Below are 782 nucleotides of genomic sequence, written 5' to 3'. Positions count from 1 at the left end.
CGGATCCCCAAGGGCCCGCGGATCATCGACTTCGGTATCGCCTGGGCGACCGGGGCCTCGACGCTCACGCACGTCGGTACGGCGGTCGGTTCGCCCGGGTTCCTCGCGCCCGAGCAGGTGCGGGGGGCGGCGGTGACACCGGCCACCGACGTGTTCTCGCTCGGGGCCACGCTCGCGTACGCCTCGACCTCCGACTCGCCCTTCGGGCACGGCAGTTCAGAAGTGATGCTGTACCGCGTGGTGCACGAGGAGGCGCAGCTGCACGGGGTGCCGGACGCGCTCGCTCCGCTGGTGCGGGCGTGTCTGGCGAAGGACCCCGAGGAGCGGCCCAGCACCCTCCAACTCTCCCTGCGGCTCAAGGAGATCGCCGCGCGTGAGGCCCAGGGCCTGGCCGACGTACGGCCGCCCTCGCCGCGCGCCGCGGAGGCGGACCGGCCCACCGGACGGCTCACCGACAGCTATCCGGAGCAGCAGCGCACCCAGGGCGGGCGGCGGCCGCAGAGTCCGCAGGGCACCCCGGCGCCGCGTGGTGCGGCTCCGCCGCCGTCCCGGGGTGGTGGCAGTCCCTCTCGTGGAGGTGGTGGCACTCCGTCGCGTGGGGGCGGTGGCGGTGGTGTGCCTTCGCGGCCGGGATCGGCGCGGCCGGCTCCGTCGGGGCGTAACACCACCCGCTCCGGGAGCGGCAGTCGGCCCGCTCCTCGTAGCGGTGCCGGGCGGCCCGGTCCGCGGAACACGGGGGCGGGGCGGCGGCCCGCCAATCCGCGGTTGCTGCGGCAGCGGTT

1 protein-coding gene is annotated in these 782 nt (G+C 76.1%); it reads left to right on the top strand.

Annotated elements, in window-relative coordinates:
- Positions 1 to 782: serine/threonine-protein kinase (locus tag JHN63_RS51645; protein WP_200692023.1), on the top strand; the 782-nt coding region annotated here is incomplete at both ends.

The sequence above is a fragment of the Streptomyces sp. MBT65 genome (genome assembly GCF_016612545.1).
Lineage (GTDB): Bacteria > Actinomycetota > Actinomycetes > Streptomycetales > Streptomycetaceae > Streptomyces.
Note: the sequence above shows the minus strand (reverse complement) of the source record. Positions and strands in the feature narration are given on the sequence as shown.